Annotated in this window: 13 protein-coding genes and 2 pseudogenes; 10 read left to right on the top strand and 5 right to left on the bottom strand. The window is 69.4% G+C overall.

Going from position 1 to position 26383, the window contains the following annotated elements; translation table 11 throughout:
* Positions 1–605: RICIN domain-containing protein (locus tag KUM44_RS47350; RefSeq protein WP_308402783.1), on the bottom strand; the 605-nt coding region annotated here is incomplete at its 3' end.
* A 579-nt stretch (positions 606–1184) separates the two neighbouring features.
* Entirely contained in the window at positions 1185–3992 is a 2808-nt protein-coding gene (locus KUM44_RS33180; protein ID WP_217213459.1) for a DNRLRE domain-containing protein, read from the bottom strand.
* Positions 3993–4442: 450 nt separating this feature from the next.
* On the opposite strand from KUM44_RS33180, the gene KUM44_RS33175 reads away from it, so the two are divergent.
* The 8 genes and pseudogenes from KUM44_RS33175 (at position 4443) to KUM44_RS33140 (ending at position 15085) form a co-directional block, all read left to right on the top strand.
* Positions 4443–5441 (top strand): LacI family DNA-binding transcriptional regulator, encoded by a 999-nt coding sequence (locus tag KUM44_RS33175; RefSeq protein ID WP_254390481.1) that lies wholly within the window; start codon positions 4443–4445, stop codon positions 5439–5441.
* 108 nt (positions 5442–5549) lie between these two features.
* Positions 5550–8516, top strand: coding sequence for a glycoside hydrolase family 2 TIM barrel-domain containing protein (locus KUM44_RS33170; protein ID WP_217213457.1), 2967 nt, complete (start codon positions 5550–5552; stop codon positions 8514–8516).
* A 66-nt stretch (positions 8517–8582) separates the two neighbouring features.
* A complete protein-coding gene (locus KUM44_RS33165; RefSeq protein ID WP_217213456.1) occupies positions 8583–9893 on the top strand; it encodes an ABC transporter substrate-binding protein in 1311 nt (436 codons plus the stop codon).
* A gap of 100 nt (positions 9894–9993) precedes the next feature.
* The gene (locus tag KUM44_RS33160; RefSeq protein ID WP_217213455.1) at positions 9994–10974 is read left to right on the top strand and encodes a carbohydrate ABC transporter permease; all 981 of its coding nucleotides are present in this window, start codon (positions 9994–9996) and stop codon (positions 10972–10974) included.
* Positions 10971–11849, top strand: coding sequence for a carbohydrate ABC transporter permease (locus KUM44_RS33155; RefSeq protein ID WP_217213454.1), 879 nt, complete (start codon positions 10971–10973; stop codon positions 11847–11849). Before KUM44_RS33160 ends, KUM44_RS33155 begins: the two co-directional genes overlap by 4 nt.
* A gap of 47 nt (positions 11850–11896) precedes the next feature.
* Positions 11897–13396 (top strand): alpha-N-arabinofuranosidase, encoded by a 1500-nt coding sequence (locus tag KUM44_RS33150; protein ID WP_217213453.1) that lies wholly within the window; start codon positions 11897–11899, stop codon positions 13394–13396.
* 407 nt (positions 13397–13803) lie between these two features.
* A pseudogene (locus tag KUM44_RS33145) lies at positions 13804–13989 on the top strand (lyase family protein); the annotation flags it as partial.
* Positions 13990–14329: 340 nt separating this feature from the next.
* On the top strand, positions 14330–15085 hold the full coding sequence (locus KUM44_RS33140; RefSeq protein ID WP_217213452.1) for a class I SAM-dependent methyltransferase: 756 nt from the start codon (positions 14330–14332) through the stop codon (positions 15083–15085).
* Positions 15086–15176: 91 nt separating this feature from the next.
* Here the strand turns inward: KUM44_RS33140 and KUM44_RS33135 are convergent, their stop codons facing one another.
* A complete protein-coding gene (locus KUM44_RS33135; RefSeq protein WP_254390480.1) occupies positions 15177–15536 on the bottom strand; it encodes a hypothetical protein in 360 nt (119 codons plus the stop codon).
* A 158-nt stretch (positions 15537–15694) separates the two neighbouring features.
* Between KUM44_RS33135 and KUM44_RS33130 the strand changes: the two are divergent.
* Positions 15695–15913 (top strand): annotated as a pseudogene (locus tag KUM44_RS33130) (transposase family protein); the annotation flags it as partial.
* A gap of 1034 nt (positions 15914–16947) precedes the next feature.
* On the opposite strand, the gene KUM44_RS33125 reads toward KUM44_RS33130, so the two are convergent.
* On the bottom strand, positions 16948–24585 hold the full coding sequence (locus KUM44_RS33125; protein ID WP_308402782.1) for an SDR family NAD(P)-dependent oxidoreductase: 7638 nt from the start codon (positions 24583–24585) through the stop codon (positions 16948–16950).
* Positions 24586–24822: 237 nt separating this feature from the next.
* Here KUM44_RS33125 and KUM44_RS33120 point away from each other — a divergent pair, with 237 nt between their 5' ends.
* Positions 24823–25953 carry an SDR family oxidoreductase gene (locus tag KUM44_RS33120; protein WP_217213451.1) on the top strand — a complete coding sequence of 377 codons (1131 nt, stop codon included), beginning with the start codon at positions 24823–24825 and terminating at the stop codon, positions 25951–25953.
* Here KUM44_RS33120 and KUM44_RS33115 read toward each other — a convergent pair.
* The gene (locus KUM44_RS33115; RefSeq protein WP_217213450.1) at positions 25908–26192 is read right to left on the bottom strand and encodes a hypothetical protein; all 285 of its coding nucleotides are present in this window, start codon (positions 26190–26192) and stop codon (positions 25908–25910) included. The two genes, KUM44_RS33120 and KUM44_RS33115, sit on opposite strands and share 46 nt — an antisense overlap.
* Positions 26193–26383: the final 191 nt, after the last annotated feature.

Genomic DNA, 26383 nt, shown 5'->3' with positions numbered 1-26383 from the left:
CTGCTCTCGGCCACGTTCGCCGAGGTCTTGACACTTTGCGCGTCGATCACGGCCGCGGTGGGCTCCGCACTGCGGCCCTGCGCGCGACGGGTCTTGTCGCGTAACAGGTCGTGGACCTGCTGGGTCGTGCCGTCGGCTTCCGACTTCGCGTAGTAGTCGTAGACAGTCTTGAAGGGCGGGAAGTCGTGCGGCAGGTACTCCCACGGAATCCCGGTCCGGCGGCGGCCGCCATGGTTGGAGTTGCCGACGTCGCGGTACTGGATCAGCGCGGCGCCCTCGGCGGTGCTGCCTGCCTTGACATCGAGCACCTTGCCGCTGTTGCGGTTGACCAGGATGAACTCGTCCCCGGTCTGCGGGCGCAGCTGCCACTGCTGGCTCGTCCGGCCGTCTGCGGTCGCCTGCACGACCGCCGCGCCGTCCGCCGTCGAGGACCCCTCCACGTCGAGCACCTTGCCGCTGCCGACGCAGGTGACGGTGTGGTAGCCGTCCCCGGTGGACTGGAAGGCCCACTGCTGGTTCGGTTTGCCGTTGTCGGGCCACTGGACCACGGCAGCACCGTCCGCGTTCGACGCGCGGAAGACGTCAACGACCTTGCCGCTGCGCACGCTGACGCATGTGTGGCCCTGGTGGGTGCGATGGTGTACTGCACCGAGTCGACGTTGACGTGGCCGGTGCCGTTGGGGTTGTAGGTGTACAGGCCGAGCCGGTCACCGCGGTAGCCGCCCCAGGTGTCCAAGACGAACGACAAAGACGTCGCCCACCCAGGCGGCGACGTGAATGAAGGCGGCCGCGTCTACCCGGGTGCGGTCGTCTCCAGGATGGTGGCGATCGACTTCGCGCCGGCGCCGACGGTGTCGATCTCGTGCACCAGGCGTTCGACGGTGCAGCGGACCACTCGGTGGCCCGGCGGTTGAGCTCCCTCCAGATCTTTCTCGCCGCGTATACAAGGCAGATGGACCGGTCTACCTCCTGGAGCAGCTCCTTGAGTTCATCGACCAGCACCGATCGCCGAAGCGGCCCCGGTGCTCGTCGATGAACTACCATCGCCTTGATCTGCTCGGAGTCCTCCGTCGTCCCCGGACGCTGTCCTCCGTCGGAGCCGATCCGGTCCTGTCAGCGGTAGACGGGGGAGACGGACGGTCGAGACCGGCCCGCCCCTCAAGGGGCGGGCCGGTCTCCGGCGTCTACGGAGTCACGGTGATCGCGGGCGCCATCTCGGCGGTCGCGTTGGTGAGCTTCCCGGAGCCGGTGGCGCCTTCCGAGCTGACGAAGCGCAGCTCGTGGTTGGTGCCCCCCGCGTTGCCCACGGCGAGCAGAAGCGTGGGCTGCTTGGCCGCATAGGCGTTCTGGACGAAGGACGTGATGTCGACGGTTATGCCGCGGCCGTCGATGGCGTTGCCCTGATGGGTCCCGCCGCCCTCGGGGACGATGGTCGAACCGAGGCTGAAGGCGGCCGACTTCGCGACGGAGGAGTTGGTGGCGGTGAAGCTCGGCCGGTTCTGCCAGGTCATGGTGTCGACCGGGCAGGAGGTGCCGCCGCCGGTGCATGTGGTGGCGCTGACGGGTTGTACGAGCAGTTGGTCGGTGTCGGTCGAGGGGACCGACGAATAGCGGTGGCCGACGTAGGTGAGCCGGAGGGTCGCCTGAGTCGGTGACTTGGTGAGGCTGTTGAGGGGGAACTGGATGTAGGTGAGCTTTCCGTCGCCGGATCCTGTGGTGTACTGCTCGCCCATCAGGCCGACGCCGCTGTTGCGGGTGATGAGGGTCGGGATCGAGGAGTTGTTCCTGGTCTGGTCGCCCGACCACGCACCCACCCAGGTGTCGCCGTCGGCGAGCGCGCCGGCCTTGACGTTCTGGGTCTGGCCGTTCGCGTCCGTGTAGGTGGTGGTCAGCGTGTTGATCCCGCTCGTCGCCAGCGGGAACTGGCTGGTGTACCGGACGAGCTCGCCGCCGACGCGGAGGTTGTTCAGCGTCACGTTCGTGGCGCCGTTCAACGGGCTGCTGTTCGCCTTCTGCTGCGAGAACCACACGTTGTCGAGTTTGAAGGTGCTGATCGGGGTCTTGGTGTACGTGTACGTGGTGCCCGACCCGTCGGGGTTGGGGGCGAACCCGTAGGTCGCCTGGTCCTCGGCGGTGATGGTCTGGATGGAACCGTTGCCGCCGTTGAGCCTGATCGGTCCCGACCCGTACCGGGAGGTGTCGAACGAGCTGTTCTTGATCACGATGCTCGAGATACGCGGGTACGGCTTGGGGCTGTTCTGCGTGAAGATGCCGCCGGCCCCCTGCGAGATGGAGTTGAAGTTGTCGAACGTGTAGTTGTTGAGCTTGTATCCCCACGAACTCCATCCGATGCGGATCGAGTTACCGGCACCGGCGGACCAGCTCAGCGTGTTGCTGACCGAGATGTTCTTCGACTCCGCGTTGTCCCAGTGGTAGTTGTCGAACCCGAGCTCGTCGGCGACGGCGTCGTGGGCGCCCACCGCGTTGGCATAGCCCTGGACGTCGGGGGTGGAGGTGCCGAGCTGGAAGTTGCCCCACACGCCGGCGGCCATCGGGGTGAACCCGTCGCTGGGGTTGTAGTGGCCGGAGGCGAACGCGTCGTCGTTGCCGAGGGTGAAGACGCCGTTGGCGGTGATGTCCTGGCCGCTCGCGAAGTCGATCCCGTCGATCCACGGCTGGGGGTACGGGGTGAGGGCCTTGATGTTGTTGAACGTCACCCTCTTGGCGCTGTGGGTCTCGTAGTTCCACTGCTTCGAGTCGCGCACGTAGGTGTCGTCGAACGTGATGTCCGACGAGTGCATGACCATGACGCCGCCCTGGTGCTGGCTGCGGTAGGCGTCGTGCGAGTCACCGACGCTGCGGGCGTTGTAGTTCGCCACGCCGTTGCCGTCGAAGACTCCGCGACCGTCGATCTCGATGTTGCTCGAGTTGATGATCCCGACCGCCGGCTCGAACGCCTCCATGTACCCCTGGATGCGGTTCTTCAGCAGGGCCCCTTCGCTGGTGTAGATCTTCAGCTTGCCGCCCTTGAGCTTGCTGCCGTCCACACCGTTGACCAGGAGACCGGACGACATGTACGTGCCGTTCGGGAAGTAGAGCGTGTTGAGCGCCGTGGGGTTGGCCTTGATGGTGTCGATGGCGGCCTTCAGGGCGTACGTGACGTCGCCCGCGGCCATCGTCCGCACATTCGGGTACCGCACGTTGACGGTGCTCGCGCTCACCAGGGTCCCGGCCGAGGTCTTCTGACCGGCGGGGATGGCGGTGCCGTTGACGGTCTTGCCGGCCATGGAGCTCGTCGTCGCGGCGGGAGCCTTCTGAGCCGTGCTGTTCGGGTGCGCCGCGAGGTACTTCGCGGCGAACTCCTGGAAGTTGAGGACACCGGTCTGCAGGTTGACGCCGGAACCGTCCGGTGCGCTCGTGGTGTTCGGACGCTGCGCCGGGTCTTCCAGAGGGTCGTTGATGACTGCCAGGTAGGGCTGTCCCGTCACGCTGGTCGAGTCGCCGTTGACCATTACGATCGCCTGGTTCAACCCGGCGTCGGCCGACATCTGGAACGTCAGGGTGTGCTTGTCCGCGCTCACCGAGACGCTGCCGGGCGGGTAGTAGCGCTCAGGGTAGACGTGCACCGTGTCAATCGTGGTGCTGGGCAGCGTGACCGTGATCGTCGGTGTCCGGGAGTCCGACGCGAAGCGCGCGACGTCGAAGTTGTTGCGGTTCGCGGTGTACCGCACAGCCTGGACAGGCGTTCCGGCGACCTGCACCTGGTACTTGGTGGACACCTGGTCCGGGGACGTGGTCGTACCGCCGCCCACTCCCGTCGGTGCGTACGTGTGGACGGTGGTGGCGGCGTGTGCGGGACCGGTGCCGGTGAGCATGAGGCTTGCCACCGCGATGGTGGCGCCGGCAGCGGCCGCGATGAAGCGCTTCACGCGCGTTCTGCGTCGCGCCTGGACGGGGTTCGGGTCGGCGTCGCCGCCGGCCGGTCTGATCATGCCTGTCTCTCCTCAGGACGAGACCTTTGCAGGTCTGTTCAGGCGCTCGCCGCCTGCTGGAGACGGCACGGAGCATTCGCGATGCCGCGGCCGGACCGCAGCCGTTGGGGGGCCGTCGCGGCCGAGAGGACCAGCCCGACGCACCTGGCGCGGGAGCGTGAGGTGACATCGAGTGTTGCTGCGCGCGGCGGGCCAGGGGGACACCCACCACATTGACCGATCCATGAGATCGACGTGGCGGGGACGTTACTGCCGCATTTCCGGAACCGTCAATGCTCCGTGCACGCCAAGTCGCGGAAACAGTCATGAGCTGCTCATGACGCCGTCACCGTGCTCCGTAACGGCTGCATCACGGCCACGGGGCGAAGTCTTGCCCTCCTGCGACAGCCGCCCTACGCTGACGCCACTTTCGTGGATCGATAAAAGTTTCGGGGTGCCTACGTGGTGACAATGGCGGATGTGGCCGCGAGAGCGGGAGTCACCAAGCAGACCGTCTCCAACGTGGTTTCGGGCAAGAAGGTACGGCCGGAGACGCTGGCGAAGGTGAACAAGGCGATCGCCGACCTCGGCTACAAGCCGAACCTGGTGGCGCGCTCGCTGCGCACCGGCAGCACGTCGACGGTGGGGCTGTTCGTGCCGTCGGTGGCCAACCCGTTCTATTCGGAGGTGGTCGAGGAGGTGGAGAACCTCCTGGTCGGCCGCGGATACAACCTGCTGCTCGCCACGACGCGCGACGATCCCGACTACACCCGGGCCCACCTGGAGAACCTCGCCGCGCGCTCGGTGGACGCACTGCTGGTCGCCTGCGACAACGGCGTCGCACAGCAGATCCCGATGCTCGTCGAGGCCGCCTTCCCGGTCGCGCTGTTCGCCTGGGAGGGAGACCCGCCGACCACGCTGCCGGTGGTGTCCATCGACTACGAACACGCCGGGTACCTGGCCGGGCGCTACCTGAGGGATCTCGGCCACCGGAACGTCGCGGTGATCGCCGATCTCCCCGCGCACACGCCGCGCGTGGCCGGGTTGCGCCGGGCGTTCGCCGACGACGGTCTGGCCATCGACGACCACAAGGTGTTCGCCTGTACCAGGGACGACGTCGTCGGCGGGTTCGACGCGGGCCGTGCGGCGCTGGAGGCCGATCCGGATGTGACGGCGATCTTCGCCACCCACGACATCCTGGCCGTCGGTGCCGTCGAGGCGGTGGTCCGGTCCGGGCGGCAGGTCCCCGGCGACGTCAGCATCGTCGGCTTCGACGACATCGCCCAGGTCGGACAGATCCAGCCGGCGCTGACCACGGTCACCGTCCCGAAGCGGGAGATGGCCCAGCAGGCTGTCGAGCTGCTGCTGCGCGCCGTCGACTCCGGCCGGCCGCCGACCAACGTCTTCACGCTACTGCGCCCGACCCTGACCATCAGGGACAGCAGCGCCCCGCCCCGGGCGATCGGATAGCACCGGGCACCGCTCGACCTGCACGTCACCCCCATGAGTGGCCGGGACGGTCCTGCCGGACCGGCTTCCCGCCACTGCCACGAGTTGCGACAGAAAGCACCTCCACTGATGAGAGACCTCGACCCCAACGCCTACGTCGAAGACCGGTCGCCGGGCACCGGACGGCTGCGGCCGCGCGCCGCGTTCGCTTCCGACCTGCCCACGATCGCGCTCGACGGCGACTGGAGATTCCGGCTGGCGTCAGGGCTGGACGACCTCACCGGGGACTTCGCCGCGCCGGACTTCGACGACACCGCCTGGGACCTGCTCGCCGTACCGTCCTGCTGGCAGATGACCGGCCTGCCCGGCGAGCCGCGCTACGGTGCCCCCGCCTACACCAACATCCTGTACCCGTTCCCGGTCGACCCGCCGCGGGTGCCCCGGGAGAACCCGACCGGCGAGTACCGCCGCGAGTTCGACGTACCGGACGGGTTCACGGCATCGGCCGCGGTGCTCCGGTTCGAGGGCGTCGACTCCGCGTTCGCGGTGTGGCTCAACGGGATCCGGCTCGGCGACGGCAAGGGCAGCCGGCTGACCACCGAGTTCGACGTCTCCGCTGCTCTGCGGCCCGGCCGGAACGTACTCGCGGTGCGCGTGCACCAGTGGTCGTCCGGCAGCTACCTGGAAGACCAGGACATGTGGTGGCTGTCCGGGATCTTCCGGTCGGTGTCCGTGTCCGCCCGCGTTGTCGAAGACTTCTTCGTCCACGCCGCCTACGACCACACCACCGGGCAGGGCACCCTGGCCGTCGACGTCACCGCCCCCACCCGGGTGTCCCTGTCGGTGCCCGAGCTCGGCATATCCGCCGCCGATCCGGCCGGCCCGCACGTGATCGACGGCGTCGAGCCCTGGTCGGACGAGCAGCCGCGCCTCTATGCGGGGGAACTCATCTCCGAAGCCGGGGAGCGGATACCGCTGCGCATCGGCTTCCGCACCGTGGCCGTCGTGGACGGCGTCCTGACCGCGAACGGCAGGCCGATCTCCCTGCGGGGCGTCAACCGCCACGAATGGCATCCGCTGACGGGGCGGACCCTGACCGAGGACACCATGCTGGCCGACGTGCTGCTCATGAAGCAGCACAACATCAACGCGGTGCGCACCAGCCACTACCCACCCGACCACCGTTTCCTGGACCTGTGCGACGAGCACGGCCTGTGGGTGTTCTGCGAGGGCGACCTCGAGACGCACGGCTTCGAACCCGGCGGCTGGCGGCGCAACCCCAGCGACGACCCCGCGTGGCGCGAGGCGTACCTGGAGCGGGCCGCGCGGCTGGTGGAACGCGACAAGAACCACCCCTCCGTCATCGTCTGGTCGCTGGGGAACGAATCCGGCACCGGAGCCAACCTGGCCGCCGCGGCCGCATGGATCCGGCAGCGCGACGACAGCCGCCTGATCCACTACGAGGGCGACTGGGCGAGCTGCGCGTACGTCGACCTGTACTCGCGCATGTACATCGGTGTGGACGAGCTGGCCGCCGTGGGACGCGGCCAGGAGGCACCGGCGGCTGATCCGGCCGACGACGCGCACCGCCGCGCCCTGCCGGCCGTGCTGTGCGAGTACGGACACGCCATGGGCACCGGCCCCGGCGGGCTGTCCGAGTACCAGCAGGTCATCGAGGCACATCCGCGCCTGGCCGGTGGATTCATCTGGGAGTGGATCGACCACGGGATCCTCCGGCGCACCGAACAGGACGCCCCCCACTCGTTCTACGCCTACGGCGGCGACTTCGGCGAGGAGGTCCACGACGGCAATTTCGTCGCCGACGGGCTGCTCTTCCCCGACCGCACGCCGTCGCCGGGCCTGGTCGAGTACAAGAAGGTCGTCGAACCGGTCCGGATCCGCATCGACCCGGCGACTCGGCAGATCGACGTGCACAACCTGCACCACGTCCGCGACAGCGGCTACCTGGACTTCCGGTGGACCGTCGAGGACGGCGGCGAGCCGACGGGCTCCGGCGGCCTCACCGTGCTCGCGACCGCTCCGGGTACGACGACCACCGTCGCCTGGCCGGCCGACGTCACCGCCGCGCTCGATGCGGCGCGCAAGAACGACTCCGGCCACGAGGTGTGGCTGACCGTGACCGCGGTGCTCGCCGCCGACGAGACCTGGGCCGAGGCCGGCCACGAGATCGCCTGGGCCCAGGGGCTGGTCGTGGCTCCGGCCGCCGCGCCCGTCCCGTTCACGCCGGCCCCGGCGATCGCCCACGACGGGTACATCGCACTGGGTCCCGCGCGGTTCGACGCCCGCAGCGGGGCGCTGATTCGGCTCGGCGACCTGGAGCTCGACGGTCCGCGACTGGACATCTGGCGGGCTCCGGTCGACAACGACCTGCTCAGCGCCTTCGGCGAGCCGCAGGCCGACGCCTGGTTCGCCGCCGGACTGCACCGGATGCGCCACGACGTCCTGAGTGTCGAGCCCGACGCGTCGGGACTCACGGTCATCGCCCGCCTCGCCGCCGCGGGGTCTTCGTCCGGCCTCGGCGTGGTCTACCACTGGACGGCCTGCGACACACCGCATGTGGACCAGGCCCGGCTCCGGCTGGAAACCGTCGTCACCCCCGACGGCCCGTGGCCGATGCCGCTGCCCCGACTGGGCGTCGCGATGTCGCTGCCCGGCACCGACGCCGACGTCGAGTGGTTCGGTCCCGGTCCCGGTGAGGCGTACCGCGACTCCCGCACCGCGGCTCGCGTCGGCCGCCACCGGTCGACCGTCTCCGCGATGCAGATCCCTCAGGTGCGCCCGCAGGAGAACGGCAACCGCCACCAAGTCCGCCGCGCCGGGATCACCACCCCGGACGGCACCCTGCTCATCACCGGCGCCCCGGTCATCGACCTGACCGTTCGTCCCTGGAGCACCGAAGCCCTGGCCGCCGCGGCCCACCAGCACGACCTGGTCCGCGACGGCAGACTCCACCTGCACCTTGATCACGCCCACCACGGCTTGGGCAGCACGGCCTGCGGCCCGGGCCCGTCGGCACCGCACGTCCTGGCCGCGGTCACCACGGCGTTCGGCGTGGAGTTCAGCACCAGCCGGTAGACGGGCCTTGCCCGCCCGCCCACCGGCCATCCAGCAAGTCCGCCTCTGTCACAGAAGGTTCCTCACATGAACAGCACCACCATACGCACCCGCAGACTCCTGACGATCACCACCGCGGCGCTCCTCGTGGCCGGCCTCGGCGCGTGCAGCAGCACCGAGAGCACCTCCGACGACTCCGAGACGAGCCAGGCCGGGCCGGTGAAGATGGAGTTCTGGGGCTGGGCCGGCTACGAGAAGATCGTCGACCAGTGGAACGCCTCCCACCCGAACGCCAAGGTCACCTACAAGAAGATCCCGTCGGGCGGCACGGGCGGCTACACCCAGATCAGCAACGCGATCACCGCCGGCGAGGGCCCGTGCCTGGCCCAGATCGAGTACCAGGCCATCCCGTCCATGCTCGTGAAGAACACGGTCATGGACATCACGAAGTACGCGAGCGCCGACATGGCCAAGTACGTCCCGTCGGCGGTCTCCGCCTCCAGCATCGGCGGCAAGACCTACGGAGTCCCGGTGGACGTCGGCCCGATGGTCCTCTTCTACCGCAAGGACCTGTTCGCCAAGTACGGCATCACCAAGCCGCCGGCCACCTGGGCCGAGTACAAGGCCGACGCCGAGAAGGTCGCCGCCGCCGATCCGAGCGTGAAGTTCGGCAACGCGCCCAGCGAGGGCAACGATCTGGCGGCCTACAGCCTGCAGACCGGCCAGTCCTGGTACTCGGTCCAGGGAGACAGCTGGACCGTCAGCGTCGACAACCCCGGCACCCGCAAGGTCGCCGAATTCTGGCAGGACCTGACGGACAAGGGTCTGGTGTCGAAGACCGGCAACGCCTGGGACCCGAAGTTCAACAAGGCCGCCACAGCCGGCAAGGTGCTGACGTTCGTCAATGCGTCCTGGGCCGCGGGCGGCCTGAAGTCCGACCTGAAGGACCTGTCCGGCAAGTGGGCGGTCGCCCCGATGCCGACCTGGGAGGCCGGCGACGGCAAGAGCTCCAGCAACGGCGGCTCGGCCACTTCGGTGATGACCGGGTGCAAGTCGCCCCGCGAAGCCGCGCAGTTCGCCGCGTTCCTGTCCAGCGACCCGCAGGCCGTGAAGACGGGCATCGAAAGCGGGCTGTACCCGGCGTCGAAGGCCGGACAGGACGACCCGGCGCTGAAGGCAGGCGACCCGTACTTCGGCGGCCAGAAGGTCGGCGACGTCTACAAGGCCTCCGCCGCGCAGGTGCCCAGCACCTGGACCAACGGCCCGACCTATCAGCAGGTCCAGACGGAGCTCACCGGCGCCATGGGCAAGGGCACCCTGCCGGACGCGGTCACCAAGGTCCAGGCCTCGACGGTCGCCGCGATCAAGAAGCTCGGACTGTCGGTGACCAACGGCTGAGGCCGTGGAACTCCAGCCGCCCCGAAGGGTTCCCGCGGCCGCCCGTACCCGGCGCCGCGGGGACCCGCTCCCTGACGACGAACCGCCCAGCGAGGTTTCCATGAGCAGTCCCAGCAGCACCCGGGCCGCGTCACCGCCGCGGCCGGTGCCCGCGGGCACCCCCCGGGTCTCCGCCTCCGGCCGGCCTCGGCGCACCGGCCGCCGTACCGCGTTGACCGCGTCGGCTTTCCTGGCGCCGTTCGCGGTGCTCTTCCTGACCATGATGGTCGCGCCGATCTGTTACGCGATCTACCAGAGCTTCTTCACCGTCCGCCGCGCCGGGCTGTTCGGCGGTGCGCAGTCCACCGAGTTCGCGGGACTGTCCAACTACGCCGCCGCCTTCAGCGACCACGACTTCACCGCGTCGATCGTCCGGGTCGTGCTGCTGGGCTGCGTCCAGGTCCCGGTCATGCTCGGCCTGGCCCTCCTGCTCGCGCTCCTGCTGGACTCCCGCTCGGCCCGGCTGCGGAAGGCCTACCGGCTCACGTTCTTCCTGCCCTACGCGCTGCCGGGTGCGATCGCCGCGTTGATGTGGTCCTTCCTCCTGGCAAAAGACCTCTCGCCGTTCACCGGACCGCTGTCCCACCTCGGGATCGACGTCGACTTCCTGTCGCCGTCGTGGGTCCCGTTCTCGATCGGGAACATGATCACGTGGGGCTGGACCGGCTACAACATGCTGATCATCTACTCCGCGCTGCAGACGATCCCGGCGGAGGTGATGGAGGCCGCCGCGCTCGACGGCTGCACCGGATGGCGCCTGGCGTGGGCGGTGAAGATCCCGCTGGTACGTCCCGCGCTGGTGCTGACCACGATCTTCTCCATCATCGGGACGGCGCAGCTGTACACCGAGCCGGCGGTGCTGGTCAGCGCGCGCATCCCGGGCATCGACCCGAAGTTCTCCCCGATCATGAACGCGACCCTGGGCATGGACGTGGGCGGCCAGAACCTGGCCGCCGCCCAGTCCGTCGTGCTCGCGCTGATCACCCTCGTGCTCTCGTTCGGCTTTCTCAAGTACAACCAGCGCAAGGGAGCGATGGCATGAGCGTGATTTCGGCCGACCGCCCGACCCGACCGGCCCGCCGCGGCACCGACATCGCGAGCAAGGTCGTCGTCAACGGCATGCTGGGCCTGATGGCCCTGTACACGCTGATCCCGCTCTGGTGGCTGTTCGTCTCCGCGACCAAAGCCTCGGGCTACCTCTATACCGGTACGCCGCTGTGGTTCTCCCACTTCGACCTGGTCACCAACATCAGAGACGTGTTCAGCTTCGAGGGCGGCATCTTCTCCACCTGGCTCGCCAACAGCGCGCTGTACAGTTTCGTCGGCGCCACCGTCGGCACCCTGCTGTCCGCGATGGCCGGCTACGCGCTGTCCAAGTTCAGCTTCCGCGGCCGGGAAAGCGTGTTCAACGTCGTCCTCGCCTCGGTTCTCATCCCGGCGCCGATGTTCGCCCTGCCGTTGTTCCTGCTCATGGCCAAGCTCGACATCACCAACTCCTACTGGTCGGTGCTGCTGCCCAGCTGTGTCAGCCCGTTCGGCGTCTACCTGTGCCGGATCTTCGCCGCGGCGTCCGTCCCGGACGAACTCCTTGAGGCCGCACGGATCGACGGAGCAGGCGAACAGCGCACCTTCTTCCGGATCGCCCTGCCGCTGATGTCCCCGGCACTGGTGACCGTCTTCCTGTTCCAGTTCGTCGGCATCTGGAACAACTACCTGCTGCCCTCGCTCATGCTCAACACCCCCTCACTGCAGCCCGTCACGGTGGGCCTGGTGCAGTGGCGCGCGCAGTTCGCCAGCGGAGTGCCGCCGTTGCTGCCGATCACCGGTGCGTTCCTGTCACTGATCCCCCTGCTCGTCGCCTTCGTCAGCCTCCAGCGGTACTGGCGCAAGGGCCTGACCGCAGGCGCCGTCAAGTAACGCGTTCGCTGCCCCACTTCCGCCCTGAACTGCAAAGGACCCCTGAATTGCCCCGGGCCAACATCATTCTCGACAAGCAGGCCGTCATCGCTCCTGTCCGACGCCGCACCTTCGGCTCGTTCGTCGAACACCTCGGCCGCTGCGTGTACACCGGGCTCTACGAGCCGGAACACCCGAGCGCGAACGACGAAGGGTTCCGTATGGACGTCGTCGCGCTCGTCAGGGAGCTCGGCAGCACGACCATCCGCTACCCGGGTGGCAACTTCGTCTCCGGGTTCCGCTGGGAGGACTCGGTCGGCCCGCGGGACAAGCGCCCGGTGCGCCGCGACCTCGCCTGGCACTCGCTGGAGTCGAACCAGGTCGGCCTGGACGAGTTCGCCGGCTGGCTCAAGCTCACCGACTCCGAGCTGATGCTCGCGGTGAACCTCGGCACGCGGGGCATCCAGCCCGCCCTGGACCTGCTCGAGTACGCCAACCATCCCTCCGGTACGGCGCTGTCGGATCTGCGTATCGCCAACGGCACGCCGGAGCCGCACAACGTGCGTATGTGGTGCCTCGGCAACGAGATGGACGGGCCGTGGCAGACCGGCTTCCTGTCGGCCGACGACTACGGCAAGCTCGCCGCCCGTACCGCCGGCGCGATGAAGATGGCCGACAAGGACCTCGAACTCGTGGTCTGCGGCTCCTCCGGCTCCTGGATGCCGACCTTCGGCGACTGGGAGCGCACGGTGCTCGAGCACACCTACGACCACGTCGACTACGTCTCCTGCCACGCCTACTACCAGGAGCTCGACGGCGACCTCGGCTCCTTCCTCGCCTCGGCGACCGACATGGACTACTTCATCGACACCGTCGTCGCGACCGCCGACCACGTGGGCTACAAGAAACGCTCCAAGAAGAAGATCAACCTCTCGTTCGACGAGTGGAACGTCTGGTACCAGAAGGAGTTCCACGAGTCCGACGAGGTCAACGACGAGTGGCGGCACGCCCCCCGGCAGCTGGAAGACGTCTACTCGGTGGCGGACGCCGTCGTCGTCGGCAACCTGCTGATGACGCTGCTCAAGCACAGCGACCGCGTCACCTCGGCCTCGCTCGCGCAACTCGTCAACGTGATCGCGCCGATCATGACCGAGCCCGGCGGCCCGGCCTGGCGGCAGACGACCTTCTACCCGTTCTCGATCACCAGCCGGCTCGCCTCCGGTGCGGTGATCCGGCCCGTGATCGAGGCGCCGGTGTACGAGGCGGCGCGCCACGGCGAGGCATCCGTGATCGACGCCGTCGCCACCGTGGACGAGGACCGGGCCGCGGTCTTCCTCGTCAACCGCGACCTGGCGGAGACGGCGCAGATCACGATCGACGTCCGAGACCTCGGCTCGTCGCAGGTCACCGAGGCGGTCACACTCGCCGACCCCGACGTGTACGCGAAGAACACACTCACGGAGCAGAACCGCGTGACCCCGGCGGCGAACACGACCGCGAAACTCGCCGACGGCGTGCTCACCGTCGAACTGCCACCGGTGTCGTGGACCGCCATCGCGCTTGGCTGAGTACCGCGACCGTATGACGGCGTCCAGTGGCGTCGTAACACCCCAGCTCAGGCAATACGTTAGCTCGGCAGCAGTGGAGTTCTTGGCCTGCTTCAGGATCGCGGCTCGCTGTCCCCAGGACATGAACGGCGTCGCCCCGTCAGGGAGCACCCACTTGACGGGCCCGGAGGCCAGGGGTGCGCCGGAGCCACCGACGCCGATGGCCTTCCGTTCGTTCATCCCCGGTGACGGCATCGGGACCGCGGGACCGAGGTCCTGCCGCCCGCCAGGTTCCTGCCGTTCGGCCGCGCCTACCGCAAGGCGAAGGAGAAGTCGTTCTGAGCCGATACCCACGGCGGTGACACCGCGCAGACTTCCGCCACGTGATCGTGGGAAGTCCCCACCGCCCTCGCGGGTCGGCTCGCTCGCCCCTTGCTGCCGCCCTCGCCAACGAGGAGCTGGGGCTGCTGGAGCCCAGGAAGGCCGCCGTCGTCGAGGCCTGCCGGGAGATCCGGGGCGGGAAGCTGCACGACCAGTTCGTGGTCGACGTGATCCAGGGCGGCGGCGCCGGTACCTCCACCAGCGTGAACGCCAACGAGGTCATCGCGAACCGGGTGAGCAAACACCCGGTACTTGCGCTCCAGCGCTCGGTTCGACATGCCCTCGCGAGCGTCACGCCGTAGCGCGGCGTACAACTCGACCTTCGACTGACCAGGCGGCATCGGCGGTGCTCCTGCACTGAGCACATTCCCCTTGCCGCCGCAACGCCGCGAGTGACACTACTTCTCACGAACAATTTTCCAGCCAACCAGCCGGTGACATCCACTCAGACGGACAGCTGAAAATCCACAAACACCGTCAGAGTCATCCTTGCGAAAATCATTGGTGCTCGGTTTGCTCCGCTGATGGACTGACGTCCTGCCGTGAGTATGCCGCGCGACGGAGGTAGTGGTTGTGACGGGTTATGACGTGCTTGCCGAGGTGTACGAATGGCTCATCTCGGATGCAAAGTTGCCTCCAGCCGAGTTCGCTGCGTCGTTCGACGACGTCCTCAATCTCCTGCCGTCGAGCGCTCACGTCCTGGACTGTTCGTGCGGAACCGGACAGTTGGCGGTTGGCCTCGCCGGTCGTGGCATGCAGGTTGTCGCAACTGACGCCAGCGAGGCGATGGTTCGTCGGACTGCAGAGTTGTCTGAGGAGTTCGGGGCATCCGTCCGTACCCTACGGGCGAACTGGGAAGAGTTGCCCGACCATTTCCAGGACAACACGTTCGACATGGTGTTCTGTGTTGGCAACTCGCTTCACCATGCCGCGGGCGCGACAGGCAGGGGTGCTGCTCTGGAGTCGATGTCACGGCTTCTGCGCCCCGGCGGGCGCTTGGTACTCACCTCCCGGACGTGGGAAATCGTGAGGGCCAGAGGTTCCCGGCTGGAGATCAGTGACCGACTCGTCCGCCGGAACGGTCGCGATGCTGTTGTGGTCTACCGCTGGGAGATTGCGCCGCAGTGGGAGGAGGAGCACCACATCGAGATTGCGATCGCGCAAGTTGATGCGACCGGGTTGGTTCTTGTCCGCTCGGAAGTGCTGTCCTGCTGGCCCTACCGGTACGAGGAACTCGAAGTCGAGTTGCGCCGGGTCGGACTCCAGATGGAACTGAGCACATTCGATCTGGAGGCCGAGAACTACATGGCGGTCGCGAGCAAGGTATAAACACCGGACTCTCAGTGATCATTTTCAGAGTGACCACCTATCAGGTGACAGATCCGGCGCCTCTGGCGTCAAGCACTTGCCGGGGAGGCAGTCAGTTGAAAGCGTCGGTCATGCTGTCCACCCAGCAGTCGGCAGCCTCATAGCGCTGGCGGAGGGCGGCAGCTGCTTCTTCGCGCTCCACAAAGAGGTACCCGTAGTGCTGGCGCGCCACCCTGGTCACGTCTCCGACCGTGACGATGACCGGTTCGCCGTGTGCGGCCCGTCGACGCGCTCCGGCGATTGCCATGTCCGCAGAGCGCAGCAGGTTTCTGGAACGATCCCGGATCACGGCCGCCTGGGCGCGTTTCGCCGAGAGGGGGCGCAGGACACGTCCCCTCCAGACGTAGCCGGCGGCGACAAGGATGAGGCCGAGCGCTACGAACAGGAGTCCGCCGGGGGCGTGAGGTCGCATCTATCCAGTCTTCACCACTTGTGTGGTGATCGTCATGCCCGCGTCGGCGGCTGATTGTCGGAGCGACTTGGTGTCAGTGAGCCCTCGCGCAACGCAGGAGGCTCCCGTGCCGTTGAGGGAGGTGTTCGAAGTCTCAACCCACAGGCACAGGAGCCGCGTTGGTTCCGTATTCTGCCGCACTTGACCTGCCTCACGCCCTGGTCGAGTGGGTCACCATGCTCATCGTCACCCGTGAGGGTGAGCGCCGTTGCAGGCTCCCACTGCGCCAGCGTGCCCTGGTCGGCCTGGTGTACCTGCGCCAGCACAACACCCTCGCCCGGCTTGCTGCCGGGTTCGGTATCTCCGTCGGCACCGCCCACGCCTACACGACAGCGATGTGACGCCGAGGGCAGACGACGCTCAGTGCCGAGCTGCTGGTTCCTGCTGGTCAGATGTCCCGGACGAGACCAGTGGGCGCCGTGACCTGCCGGGATGGGTGACTGCGGGTCTCTGACCTGCGCGAATGGACTTTCGGCTGTTTCACGCTCGTGTCCGTTGATGCAGCCGGAAGTCCCAAGAAAGTCCCAGGGGACTCCCGGTACCCGCAGCCACTCTTTCGGCTCTGCACCGGGTGCGACGGAGAGGTATGGGCCGGTGGCCGTGCATCCGTGGCATGCCCCGAATGAACGGCAACGCGCGCTTCTCGAACAGGTCGCCGCCGGTGAAGATCCCGCTCCCTGGGCGCCGGGTGACTGGCGGTCGGCTTACGCTCTGCGCGACCGTGGACTTCTGACAGCCGGGTCCGGTGGTAGAGCGGGGCAGGCAGAGGTCACCGATGCCGGCCGGTTCCACCTTCGGCACGGTCATCATCCCGACGCCCCGTCGTTCACAGGCGCCGATGCCCGGGCGCTGCCCGCCGGGCCTTCGACAGCAACAGGCGTTGGGCGGCGAGGATACACAAGCTGATCGCGTAGTCCGACGCCCTACAGTGAACGTGCCGCCGAGCACGATGAGATCGCGCCATGGCGGCGTGTTGTCGACCACGCGAAGCGACACGGCCTGGAACCACAGGGCAATCGCATCGAGAAGGCCCGCTTCGGCTCACGTGGTTTCCTCCATCCTGTCGTGGCTGCGCTCAGGGACGAAGGAGCGGCTGGTGATTGCTCCAGTGCTCCATCGCCGGTCACTACTGATTCTGAAGGTGTTCGCTGCCGAGGCGGTTCGGCGCGGGCACGAGGTGTGGTGAGGCCGGTCGTACTACTGGCTACCGCGCCCCTCGACGACGGACAGCGGCCGACTGCGTGCGTGGTGACCTCACACGCGCAAGGATCTCAGCGACGACGAACCTGCCCTCCTGTATGAGATTGGCACGCGCGTGGTACCAGGGGCTGCGCTGTAGCGCCCCTGATACCACCGGCCTCAATGGGGTCCGTCAGGGCGCAGAGGGCCGACTGGCCTCGTCGCTCCGCTGGGCGGCAACGGGGAGCCGGAGCTCGGAGGGAGGCACCGTCGGCCTGCCCGAGGAGGGGCTCGTCTGACGGGGCAGCACGACTGCCTCTTCGGCTTCCTCGGCCTCCTCGGCCTGTTCGGCTCGTGGGGCCGGGTGGGCCGCCGCGGGCTCCACGCTGTGGGCCAGGCCGAGGCGCAGGTGGACCGCCTGGGCCAGCTCCGCGATGGTGCCGCGCGCGCTGCGCATCAACTCCATGGGCGGGATCTCGATGTCGAAGCCCTGCTGGAGTTTGACGAGCAGTTCGGCCGCCATGAGCGAGTCCAGGCCGAGAGAGTCCACCGGCCGGTGCACGTCGATGTCCGTGACGGCCATCTCCAGTACCTCGGCGATCAGCGCGGCGATGCTCTCGGTGAGCAAGGTCAGGGCCTCGTCGGGCGGCAGCTGACGGAGCCGGCGGAACAGGTCCTCCCTGCCGTCCTGCGTGGCACCACCGGCGGGGATCAGCCCGGCCAGGCGCGGGCCGGCAGTCAGAGGCAGCAGACTGCGCATGCGGGCCCAGTCGCAGCGCATCACGCCCGCCACTTCGGCGTCGTACTGAAGGAGCGACTCGGCCTTGTCGAATGCCTCGCGCACGCCCACCGTCTCCAGGCCGAGGCTCGCCAGGGCGGCGGCCAGCTGGTTGCGGGCCACGTATCCGGCGTCGGCGAGCGCGCCCCAGGCGATCGCCAGCCCCGGCCGGCCCGTTCGGCGACGGCGGCGGACCAGCGCCTCCAGGTAGAGGTTCCCGGCTGCGTAGGGCGCCTGCTTGATGTTGCCGATCATTGCGGTGCCGGAGGAGTACATCAGGAACAGGTCGATGTCCCGGTCCCTCGTGAGCCGGTCCAGGACGGCCGCGCCGCCGATCTTCGGACGCAGTACGGCGGCCAGGCGGTCCCTGTCCAGGTCCACCAGCGCGTCGTCGTCGAGGTGCATGGCCGCGTGCACGACCCCGCGCAGCGGATGGCCCTGGGCGTCGATCCGGGCGACGAGCTCGGTCATGGCGGCGAGGTCGGCGGCGTCGGCCGCGTACGCGGTGGCCTGGACGTCCCTGTCGCGCAGGGCGGTGAGGACCGCGTCGGCCTCCGGTGCGTCGGGGCCGCGCCGGCTGACCAGGACGATGCGCCGGGCACCGAGGTCGGCGAGCCACTCGGCGGTCGCCGCGCCGAACCCGCCGGTGCCGCCGGTGACGAGGTAGGTGCCGGAGGGGTCGAGCCGCGGGGAGCGGGTGAGGGGTTCGACCAGGGGCGGTTCGTCCAGCGGGTCGAAGGTGACAACGACCTTGCCGATGTGGCGGGAGTGCTGGAGGAGGGTGAACGCCTCCTGGATGCGTGCGGCGGGAAAGACGGTGTGGGGCAGGGGCCGGCAGGCGTCGCGCAGAGCCGGGTCGTCGAACTGTGCCACGAGTTCGGCGAGCCGGTGCCGGTCCGCGGTGACCTTGGTGAGGTCGACTCCGAAGAAGGCGATGTTGTTGATGAACGGCCTCAGCAGCAACGGCTTGTTCTCGTAGAAGTCCCGTTTGCCGAGTTCCAGGAACCGGCCGCCGGGCCGCAGCAGTTCCAGGCTGCGTGTGATGGCCTCGCCGGCCAGCGAGTTGAGGACGACGTCGACGCCCCTGTCCTCGGTGATCGCGCGGACCTGTTCGGCGAAGTCCAGGGAGCGCGAGTCCAGGACGTGCCGCAGGCCCAGGGCCCTGAGGCAGTTCCGCTTCAGGTCACTGCCCGCGGTGGCGATGACTTCGGCGCCGCGGGCGTTCGCGTACCGCCAAGCGGCGAGGCCGACCCCGCCCGCCGCGCCGTGGACGAGGACGGTCTCGCCGGGCTGGAGGCGGGCGAGGGTGCCCAGGCTGTACAGGACTGTGGAGTAGGCCACGGGCATGGTGGCCGCCTCGGTGAAGGTGATGTCGTCCGGCAGCGGGAACAGGCCCTCGGGCACGGTCACCGTGTAGGAGCCCAGGGACGCGGGCGCCATGCCGGCGACCCGGTCGCCCGGCTTGAACTGCGGCACACCGTCGCCGCAGGCGACGACGACGCCCGCGCACTCGATCCCGGGCGCCCACGCTGTGCCCTCCACGGCTTCCGCAGGCAGCAGGCCGACACTCTGCATGATGTCGCGGTAGTTCAGGGCGGTCGCCCTGACCTCGACGAGCACCTCGCCGGGGCCGGGCTCGGGCCGTGGCATCTCCTGCCAGGCCAGTTCGTACGACAGGCCGGGATTGCGGACCTGCACGGTGTACGGCAGGCCGCGGGTGGCCGGCCGGGTTGCGGGACGATGCTGCTCGCGGGGGACGAACCGGCCCTGTGCGGCCAGCACGATCTCGTCCTCGTCCTCGGGTGCGCACAGCTCCCGGGCCAGGCGACGGGCGTCGTGCCCGACGTCGGTGGAGCGGTGCAGGGACAGCCGCCGGGCTTGTGTGTCGGGCTGTTCGTTGGCCAGGCAGCGCGCCATGGCCCACACCGCGGCGTCGGCGGGCTGCTCGGCGTCCAGGCCGGTTTCGACGGCGCCGCTGGGGCGAGTCACCACCCACAGCTCGGTACGGCTGCTGCCGTCGTGCCGCTGTTCGAGCGCGGCCGCGCAGGTCCGGAGGGCTTCCGCGCGCTCCGCGGCCCGTGCCACCACCGCATCCGGATCGTCCGCCTGCGGTTCGCCGAGAAGCATCACCACGGCCGGTGCGGCACCCTGGGCGACCTCGTCGGCACGCGCGAGGAGGGCGTCCCACTCCTCGGTCGCACCGGGCATGAGGGTGGCCTCTGCCGCCTTCCCGTCCCACGCGGTGAGGGTGCCGGTCAGCTCGGCTGCGAGCGGCAATTCGTCCGGAGTCTCCGAGGCCACGAGGAAGACGGTGTCCGTGCGGGCGGCGGGAGCGGCCGGTGTGGTGTCGTCGTCCGCTTCATCGGTGAGATCGGTGGGAACCGTGGCCAGCAGCACGGACGCGTCCTCGCGCGCCGGAGACTCGTCGTCCCCGGTCTGGGAGACGTGTGCGAAGCCGCACTCCTGAAGCAGGCCGGGCCATTCCTCGCGGGGCAGGAGCAGGGAGCGGGGGCGAAGGGTGGTGTCGTTGTTGCTGTAGAAGCTGTCGAGCGTGCCGAAGAACGGGGCGAGGATCTCCGGCCGGTGTGTCTCGATGGCCAGCAGTGCGCCTCCCGGTGCCAGCAGGCCCGCGACGTGCCGCACGGCAAGGGCGAGATCCTTGCCGGTGTGCAGCGCGTTTCCCGCGACCACGAGGTCGAACGACCGGGGGACCAGGCCCTGTTCGGCGGGATCGGTGTCCAGGTTGAACGCGCGGTACTCGACGAAGTCGTGGGCGGCGAACCGGCTGCGGGCCCGGGAGAAGAAGAACGGGGAGGCGTCGGTGAAGCAGTACCGGGTCCGGTCCGCGGGCAGCAACGGCAGCAGGGCGGCGGTGAGGCCGCCCGTGCCGGCGCCGACTTCGAGGATCCTGAGCGGCCGGTCCGCCGGCCAGGTGCGGACGATCTCCCTCAGCAGCGCCTGGGCCAGGCGGTTGTGGAAGTGGGAGAACGGTGCGATGTCGTAGAACTGTTCGAGCAGCTTCGCCGATGCCTCGTCCGTCAGCAGTTCCATCGGGTCGCGCAGTCCGCGCAGGACGTCGGTGAGGTGGGCGGCATGGTGGGTGGCGAGGGCCAGTTCGGCGGCGTACTGCGGATGGTTCTCCGCGAATGTGGCGTGATCGATCTCCGGGCACGCGGGCTCGACTGTCAGGTGGTGCCGCCCATCGGGTCCGGTGCGCAACCGCCCACGGCGCGCCATGGCCGGCTGCATCAGTTTCAGCAGGCGCAGGTGCCGCTTCTGCATGCCGTGCTCGACGAGTTCGCCCCAGGTGAAGGTGGCCGACGGATCGGGCAGCAGGGAGGCCAGTGCCGTGGCGAGTTCACCGGCGTACAGGTCGACGGCATGAGCGACCGAGCTGCCGTAGCGCAGCTCCCGCCAAGCGGTACGCGCCTCGGTGATCGCCGGCCCGCAGGCGTTGATCACCTGCTCGGGAAGGCGCACCGGCGAGGGCGCGGAGCAAGGTTCGTCGTCGTGCGGGGCGGCGCGCAGGACCGTGTGCTGGACGGTCAGCGGGGTGGCGCGGGAGCCGGCGAAGCGCCGCAGGCGGCAGCCGTCGAGCTGGGCGGTGACGGTGCCGTCCGGGTCGGCGACAGTGATGTCCCAGCAGACCTCGTGGTCGGTGCGGGAGCGTTCCCGTACGGCGATGACGCCGGACGGTGCGGGCGTGGCCCACACCCGCACCGCGCCGATGGCCGCGGGCAGGTAGGCGTGGCCCTGCGCGATCAGGCCTGCGAGGAGCGGGGAGCCCGCCTGGAGGGCGCCGTCGAGCAGGGCCGGGTGCGCGGTGTACGGGGCTCCGGGCGCCTCGTGGGTGTAGTGGGCCAGGACGTCCTTGTCGCCCACGTGCAGTTCCGTCAGCACGCGGAAGGCGGGGCCGTAGCCGAGTCCGGCCTCCTCGCACTTCGTGTAGTGCTCCTCGCCGGTCATCCGCCGCGGGCAGCGCTCGCGCAAGCGGTCCGGGTCGAGCGGGCCGGGCCGCGACGCCAGCAGGGTGCGTACCCGTGCGCGGGCGTGCGGACGGGGCTCGCCGCCGTGCTCGTCGGTGCTGGAGATCAGCAGGACGCCGTCGTCCGGGTTCAGCGCCACCTGCACCTGTACGGCGGAGGCGTCGGCCCAGGGCACGACCAGGGCGCTGCTGATGTCGAGGTGCTCGACCTCGGCGGGCGCGTCCCGCAGCAGGTGTCCGGCGGCGAGCGCCATCTCCGCGTAGCCGGTCGCGGGCATGACGACGCTGCCGGCGACCCGGTGATCGGCCAGCCAGGGCACCCGGGCCGGCTCGACGGGCCCCGACCACAGCGGGGTGGGGGCGGGCACCCGGCTGCCCAGCAGCGGGTGTTCCGCCACCGGCCCGCCGACCCGCTCCTCGGGCACGGCCCAGTGCCGGTCCCGCTGCCAGGGGTAGGCGGGCAGCTCGGTCACCCGGCCCGGGTGGGAGAAGTAGCGGGTCCAGTCGGTGCGCGCCCCGGCGGCCAGGACGGCTGCCCGGGCGGTGGCCAGGGCGCCGGGGCCGCCCGTGTCACGGCGCAGTGTCGGCAGGACAGCGCTTGCTGTCTGCGGGCGTGCCTGAGTGATGCGGCGCAGGTAGGTGCGCAGCACCGGGTGCGGGCCGATCTCCAGGAAGATGTCCGCGCCGTCGGTCAGGGCCTCGTCCACGGCCGAGGCGAACGCCACCGGTTCGCGCACGTTGCGCCACCAGTACCCGCCGTCCAGGTCGGTCCCGGCGATCCGGCAACCGGTGACCGTCGAGTAGAACGGGACCTCGGCCGGGCCCGGCCGCAGGGCCTTCAGAGCGGTCGTGACCGTCGCCTGCTGCGGGTCCATGGTGCGGCTGTGGAAGGCGTAGTCGAGGTCCAGCTCGCGGAAGAAGACGCCGTCCCGCTCCAGTTGCCCGCCGAGGGCGCTGAGCGCGTCGGCGTCTCCGGCCACGGTGACGTCCTTGGCACTGTTGACGCCCGCGATCTCCAGGCGTCCCTCGTACGCCTGGAGGACGCCGGCCGCCCGGTCGGGGCCCAGTCCGATCGCGGCCATCCGCCCGGTGCCCGCGGTGGCCGCCTGCGCCTGGCTGCGCACGGCGATCACCTGGGCCGCCTGAGTCAGGGTCAACGCACCGGCGGTGCAGGCCGCGGCCACTTCCCCGACGCTGTGCCCGAGTACCATGGCCGGTTCGACGCCTTGGTCGCGCAGTGTCTCGGTCAGCGCCAACTGCACTGCGAACAACAGCGGTTGAGCCACCTCGGTGGCCGTAAGCCGCCAGTCCTCGGTCGGCGACGTCAGGTACTCGGCGACCGACCAGCCCAGCAGCGGGGCCAGTTCGGAGTCCACGTCCTCGACCGCTTGCCGGAAGACGGCGTCGTCGACCATCAGGTCCGCGCCCATTCCGGCCCACTGCGATCCGTTGCCGGAGAATACGAGGGCCACCCGCCCGCCGCGCACCCCTTCCACGGCCGCGCCCTCACCGGACTCGGCGAGTGAGGTGAGCCGCTGTGCGGCCTCGTCTGCCGTCGGTGCCAGGACGCAGGCCCGGTACTCGTGCCGGCCCCGGCGCAGGCACGAGGTGTAGGCGATGTCGTAGAACTCGTCCGCGTCGGCAGCGGTCAGGCGTTCGGCCATGCGGGCGGAGGACTCCGCCAACGCCGTCTTCGTGCGGGCGCTGACCAGGACCGGCAGCCCCTCCCGCGGCATGGGGCATGCCTTGGGCCGCGGTTCGACGGCCGCTCCGGTGAGGACGACGTGCGCGTTCGCGCCTCCGAAGCCGAAGGAGTTGACGCCGACGACCGGGCGCGGTGCTTCGGTCAGAGCGCGGTTGCCGGTGACGAGGTCGATGCCGAGTCCGGTGAAGTCGATGACCGGGTTGGGCTCTTCGGCGTTCAGGGAGGCCGGGATCGTCCGGTGCCGCAGGACGAGCAGCGCCTTGCACAGTCCCGCCATGCCCGAGGCGGGCTCCAGGTGCCCCACGTTCGACTTCACCGAACCGATCGGCAGCGGCCCCGTGATCCGGCGCATGCCCAGCGCCTGGCCGATGGCCCGCGCCTCCAGAGGATCGCCCACCGGGGTGCCCGTGCCATGGGCCTCGAAGTACACCAACTCGTCGGGATGCACGCCGGCCTGCGCGTACACCCTGCGCAGCAGGTCCTCCTGGGCCTCGGCGCTGGGCAGCGCCAGGCCCATCGTCCGCCCGTCGCAGTTGCTGGCACTGCCCAGGATGACCCCGTGGATCCGGTCGCCGTCGGCCAGCGCGTCGGGCAGCCGCTTGAGCACCACCATGCCGCCGCCCTCGGACCGTACGAACCCGTCGGCGTCGGCGGAGAAAGGGGAGGACCGGCCGCGTACGGAGAGCATCGACGCCTGGCAGAAGCCGACGTAGTGGAACGGGCTGAGCAGGATGTTGGCGCCCCCGCACAAGGCGGTGCGGCTGGTGCCCTCCCACAGGGTGTGGCAGGCCCGGTCCAGGGCCACGAGGGAGGACGAGCAGGCGGTGTCCACGGCCATGCTCGGACCGTGCAGGTCGAAGGCGTACGACAGCCTGTTGGCCGCGATGGAGGAGGCTGTGCCCGACATCGTGTAGGCGTTCATGCTCCGCGGGTCTGCGACCTGGAGACCGGCGTAGCTGGCGTCGGAGATACCGACGTAGACGGCGGTGTCGCTGCCGGCCAGCCGGTCCGGATCGATGCCGGCGTCGTCCAGCGCCTCTGTCGAGAGCTCCAGCAGCAGCCGGTGCTGCGGGTCCATGTGGGCGGCTTCCTTGGGGGAGATGCCGAAGTAGGCGGCGTCGAAGCCGGCGATGTCGTCCAGGAAGCCGCCTGCCGCCGTGTAGCTCTTGCCCGGGCGCGGCATCTCGGTGTTCACGAACCTGTCCACGGCGAACCGGTGGGCAGGCATCTCGGTGACCAGGTCACGCCCTTCCCTCAGGGCCTTCCACAGGTCGTCCATGGCGTTGATGCCGCCGGGCAGGCGGCAGGAGACGCCGACGACAGCGATGGCACGCTCGTCGTGGCCGTCCGGTTCCTGGTGCACGGGCGCGACCTTCCTGAGAGGGTTGGCAATTCGATGATCACCACGCACCGTAGGGGTTCGGTGACGGACTGCCGACGTGGTCGGGGCACTGTCACCCGAACCGGTCGGGGTCGAGGAAACCTGCCCTGACCAGCAACTCTTTCGGGTGACGAAATCGCTCGTGCGAGGGCCGTACAGCCCGTCACGTCCGTAGCGTCACGCATCGGCCCTGCTCGCGACTCCTGCTGTGGAGACAACTTGTCGATCCTGCTCACAGGCGCCACCGGATTCCTCGGCTGCCGCCTCCTGCGCGAACTGCTGGCTCGTCCCTCCGACGAACTGGTGACCGTCCTCGGACGCGGAGGCGAGGACGACCTCCGCACTCGCACCGAAGCCGCCGTCACCTGGCTGGGCGGCCCGCCGCTGCCGACGGGGGCCCTGCGACGTCTGCGGTTCGTCAGCGGTGACATCACCCAACCCGGCCTGGGACTGCCGGCGGACGACCGGGCACGGGTGACCGACGGCCTCACCCAGCTCTGGCACAGTGCGGCACTGCTCACCCTGGACGGCGACCCGGTGCCCCTGCACCGCTCCAACGTGCTCGGCACCCGCCATGTCCTCGACCTCGCCGACGAAGCGCCGGAAGCCGGAGTCGTGCACGTCAGCACCGCCTATGTGGCGGGCCGGCGGCTCACCGGCCATGTACTCGAGGACGACCTCCGGGAGGACAGCGGCTTCCAGACCCCGTACGAGCAGAGCAAGTACACCGCCGAGACCATGGTGCACGCCTGGACACGGAGCAGGGGACGGACGGCGACCATCATGCGGCCCAGCCTCCTCGTCACCGACCGGCCCGTGCCCCCGGGGCTGCCCGGCCAGCCGCTGGACACCGCGACTCGGCTCGCGCGCGACGGGCTGCGCTCATGGGCAGCGCGCAGCAAGGGACTTGCCGGGATCCTCAGGCGACCCCGACGCGGCGGCGACACGCTGCGTCTGCGTGTCGTCGTCAACCCCGAAGGCGCCCTGAACCTGCTCCAGGCCGACTACGCCGCCCAGGCCATGCTCCGGGCCGTAGAAGCCCCTCATGAGGCACCGGTACGGACGCTCCACGTCACCCACCCGACGAACACCCCGGTCGCCACGCTGCTGGACGCCTGTGAGCGGCATTTTCCCGGCCTGACGCTGACAGCGGTGCCGGAACTCCCCGACCCGACTCCCGCCGAAGAGCTCATCGCGCCATGGGCCCGCATCCTCGGCTACAGCGCTCAACGCCGCACCTACGACCGGACGTGGTTGCTGGCCGCGGTCGGCGACCTCCCCGACCCGAAGTCGATCGACGTGAACTACCTTGCGCGGGCGGCCGAACCGGTCGAAGCCACGTCAGGGTGATGCCGCGCAGCGCTCTCGCAGACGCTGTCGGGGCCGACGCTCGTCGCCGTGGCCTCACCGTGGCCGGCCCGCGTCCACAGGCCGTGCGCCACGACGCCGTCGAGCACCAGATACGGCACGGGCACAGGCGGCACGGTGCGGCTGGACAGGGTCAGAGGCAGCACCCCGAAGACCCTTCCGCGCACGCCGGAGGCGCGGAACCGGACGCTGCCCGCCAGTGTGATCCGCTCGGCGGTCACGCATGATGCACCTTCGCCACCTGGGTATCGGATACGAGGTCTGCGCAGGTCGATCGAGGACGCCCGGCAGGTGTCCGTGGCGGGTGGGCAGTACAGACCGGTGACAGTGAGCGTGGCCGCCCGCAGGATGACCCCGTCACCGGCGACACCCCTGTGCTCGACGGTCACGGACAGGCATGCCGCCATGGCAC

Origin of the sequence: Streptomyces sp. AC550_RSS872 (genome assembly GCF_019049285.1) — a bacterium.
GTDB lineage: Bacteria > Actinomycetota > Actinomycetes > Streptomycetales > Streptomycetaceae > Streptomyces.
This window is presented reverse-complemented; position numbering and strand designations above follow the sequence as displayed.